The organism is Streptococcus sp. 10824 (assembly GCF_013276595.1).
GTDB classification, from domain to species: Bacteria; Bacillota; Bacilli; order Lactobacillales; family Streptococcaceae; genus Streptococcus; species Streptococcus pseudopneumoniae.
The window spans coordinates 1-4,227 of the sequence record NZ_VMLH01000154.1 but is presented as its reverse complement, the minus strand read 5'-3'; the positions used below and the strand labels follow the sequence as shown (position 1 = coordinate 4,227).

1 protein-coding gene is annotated in these 4,227 nt (G+C 37.0%); it reads right to left on the bottom strand.

Features of this window, described 5'->3' with window-relative positions; translation table 11 throughout:
* Positions 1-175: 175 nt before the first annotated feature.
* Positions 176-4,227, bottom strand: a 4,052-nt coding sequence (locus HT701_RS10965) for a ZmpA/ZmpB/ZmpC family metallo-endopeptidase (protein WP_172931534.1), incomplete at its 5' end; no start/stop codon positions are given.

The following is a 4,227-nucleotide window of genomic DNA, read 5'->3' as shown; positions in this document are numbered from 1 at the left end:
TCTAGTCTGGAGATTTTTCAATATACTTCGTTATTGGGCGGTTACGGTGCAACCAAGACACTTCCGAGTAACACCGAACCAACAATACATTTTATTTTCCGAATGGAAAATTTATCTTTTTAATAATGACAATTCTAATTCTCTACATTCACTTTTTATTTCCTAATAGTAAACACTATTTTTTATTCTCAAAAATTGAACTTCTAAAATCATCAGTTTGGTCAAGATAAGCTTTAAAGATTGCTCTCTTCAACTTATGAACTGAACTGTCAAATTCTGGTTTGTAATTACTCCAAGAATATCTATCCTCATATGCATCCTTTCGAACAGCTTCATCCATTAATCGCTGCAACTCTGTGACACTACTTATGGTTTTCGTAGAAAAACTAGTCCAAGGTTTTGTTGGATCATTAAAAGTAACTTTATTCAGTCTATCAAATTGAGCTACACGTTCATTATACATAGCTTGCTTGAATTGTGTCCAAGTTTTATATTGACCATTAAATACTTTTCGAAGGACAAGTTCATCTGTAACTAATCCTCGGTCTTTACCATAAATAGTTATTTTTTTACCATTTTGTTTAGCAACTTCTTCGTATTGATTTGAGATATAAGGTACCATACCATCTTTAAAGCCTTTAGCAGCTAATAGTTCATAGGCCATACGACGTCCTATTAGGTCACCTGGCGTTCCGTCATCATTACTTAATGCTGCATAAATCGGTGCAAATAGTTTGATAGTATAGTAACCATTTCTTTCGTATTTCCCTGAAGTATATTCCCTAGACGAAATAATATTATTATCAATCAAATCATTGAATGAACGTAGTTTTTCAGCTTCTTCTACTGTCAAATCTTTGACTACATTTGTTGCGTAAACCTTATTTCCATCTGCTGGATCTTTCAGAAACTTATTCTCAATTTTTCTGAGAGCTTTCGTTTTTTGATAATTGGTAAGGTTCTCTGTAATAGATTTTCCTTCGAGATATTCCAACATGTAAACGACATCGAACATATTGTGGACGTAGTTCTGAAGATCTGTTGCGTCTTTAAATCTCGTGGTTGGATCAAGTACTTGTAATCGTTGTCCTTCTGTACTATCAGATTTTGAATGTTTCAAAATCGAGTTGATGGTGATGGTTGCGTCATTTGGATGGTCTGGCGCTTGTAATAAGCCTTTGGCGAAGAACTCTGGTCCCAAACCACTTCTTCGACCATATCCTCCAAGATAAATGTCCTGATCTGAATCATGAGTCATTTCATGCGTATAAGTAATGGCGCCGTCCTTGTCTAACATACGATAACCCATATAATAAACGGCATCACCTGTGGCGTAAGCACCGTGTTCATTATGACCGACTTTATTTCCAACAGGTCCAAAGAAATGTTTCATAGCAGGATTTGGATCATCAAAATCTGCTACTTTTTTAGCCTTTCCTTCAGTATTATCATTTCCAAATTTATAGGCATCATAAAGCAAGATATTTCGATAAAGCTTTTCACGCCCTTTTTCATCTAGGATACGATACCAATAATCATAGTGATCTCGTTGGCGCTCTGCTGTTTCGTGAGCACTCTTTTCAACAAAGTTATTCAGATCACCACTTGCTTGATGTTCTTTATTACGGTAACGATCATAAGCACCAAAGCCTAGACTAGAGATAGTTGAAATGACAAATACTGATTTTTCTGGCAAGGTAAGTAGAGGTAGTACCATGTTACGGTATTTCCAGCTGTCGCTAGTGATTCGATCATAGACACCGATAGAATACTTGGTACCTGCTTGTTCCTGCTTGGTTTTGACTTCTTCAATATCAGATTTTTCTTCAACGATATAAGCCTTGGTCTGTGATTTAAACCAGTCATTGTTAGTTTTGTTTGGTAAAAAGACTTTTCGGTAATTTTCAAGCGTACTAAACAAATCTTTTGTTCCATGATGGCTTGCAAGACTAATACTATAAGTATCAACATTATTCTTAGCTAGAAGATTGTTAAAGCCAGATTTACCTAATTCAATCAGAGTGTCTAGTGGCGAAGCATTTCCCTTACCAAAGAAATCCAGATGATACATGACGATATCTTTAATATTAACCTTATCATAGCTAAAGTTATACCAACGCTCTAGGTAGCTCAAACCAAGGAGCAAGGCTTCCTTGTTGCGCTTGATTTTATCTACGATATAGCCGCTCATGACTTGATTGTCACTAGCTAGGCCAGCATCAGCTGACAGTAGTTTTTTCAGACTATCTTCTAGACTTGCCCTTGTTTTGGCAAACTCTTGTTCTAGGTATAGTTCGGTTAACTTCACTCCTGAAGAAATACCAAGTGTATTTCTGACGGCATCTGATTGATACTCAACCTGCTGCAATTCAGGTAAGAGCTGCTGTATAATCGAATCTCGATTATACAAGAATTGGTTTGGAGTATAAATGAGACCTGTATCTCCTAGACTATATTCTGCTAGCTTGGCAAAGTCGCCCAGATACTTGAGATCTAGTCTTTCAGATGAACGATCCTGGTAGTGAAGCAAGAGTTTGTTTGCATTATGTTTATCTGAAATAATATCTGTGATTACTTGGTCATCCTTCATCATGACTGCAGACAAGAGTTCCTTTGTATATAAATGGCTGTTCTCTTTTACCAGATTTCCATATTTCACGATGGTGGCCTTATTGTAGAAGGGCAGTAATTTTTCAATGTTCTTATAAACCAAGGCACGACTGGCTTGATAATGTTCAACCTTAGAAAAATCACTTTCTTTGTTAGCACTCGTTAAGAGAGGTTCAACCGTTGGTAGGGTAAGCGGATTGATTTCCGCTTTCTTACTTGTAATTTGAGAAGCGTCTAATATTGTTCCTCTTTCCTCGAGAGATTCTTTGGTCACGACCTCATCCTTCTCCAGCGTAACATTGTAAACTCTGTTGGATTTGTTGCTGAATGCTTCTGTTTCTCTCATTCCTGTAAAGTGATAACCAGTGATGGCATTCCCATTGGTTACATTCACATCACTCAGCACATTGGTCAATCTTCCAGAATGCCCCTCATCGTTAGAATCTTTATCCCACAAGTAGCCTGCTACACCTGCGACTTTTCCAAAGTGCTTGACATTATTAATATCGCCCTCGGCATAGCTATTACTGATATGCGCATCCTTATCTACAAGCCCTGCAAGACCACCAACAGTTTGGTTTGATTGGTTTGCATTTGATGAAATTGTAATCGTAGCTTTTGACTTATCAATTAACGCATTGCTTCCAGTCAAATGACCGACCAGACCACCGATGTTGTATGCAGCAGTCGTTTCATAGGTATTGACAAGTCTTCCCTTGAAACTGCTATCAGTGATACTTGATTGTTCAGCTTTAGCAAGCAACCCACCAATTCCACGTTCCCCAGCTAAGACACCATCGACATGAACCTGATTAATTTTAGTCCCATTCTTAGCTTCATTAGCGACGGAGCCAATATCAGTCTTACCAGAGATAGTAACATCCTTGAGACTCAGCTTTTCTACAGTTGCCCCACTCAAGCTACCAAAAAGAGGCTTTTTCAAATTGTAGATTGCATAATGTTTGCCATCTTTCTCCCCAATCAATTTACCAGTAAAAGGCCCCTTTATATAAGATGTTTCATCTTGTCCCAATTCCACTTCATTAGCATTTAAGCTAGCTGCCAAATGATAGGTTCCATTAAGGTTTTTATTGATAGCTTTTACTAGATTACTAAAGGAAGTAAAGTTTGTTGTTTCTTCTGGTCCCTTCTTAGCTAGATAGAAGGTAAAATTATCTTCATATCTACTTTCTATCTCTTGCTGAAGCTTCTCTGCTTTTGCTGTGATTTTATAAAGGATTTTATCATTTTTTCTTTCCTCTGATATTGATGCCACTGGTAGGTATACATCTTTGAATGAAGCAGATTTCACTTTAACAAAGTAGCTATTTGGATTGCTTGGAACTTGCTCTAACGAAATGTGTTGTTTATAAGTACCATTTGATGAACTGTATAACTCTAGGTCTGAAACATTTCTTAATTCTATTGTTTTCTCTGGATTTTCTACCTTTTTATCATGGTTTACTTCATTTTCTTGTTTAATTTCTTCGTTTCCATTTGAATTGGCTGTGTTTGATTCGGTTGAAACATCCTCAGTTGAATTTCCTTTTGGTTGTTCTGGTTCTGTTTGTCCGCTCTCTGTTATTGGATGAGCAGAATTTTCAGGTTTGTTTGTTT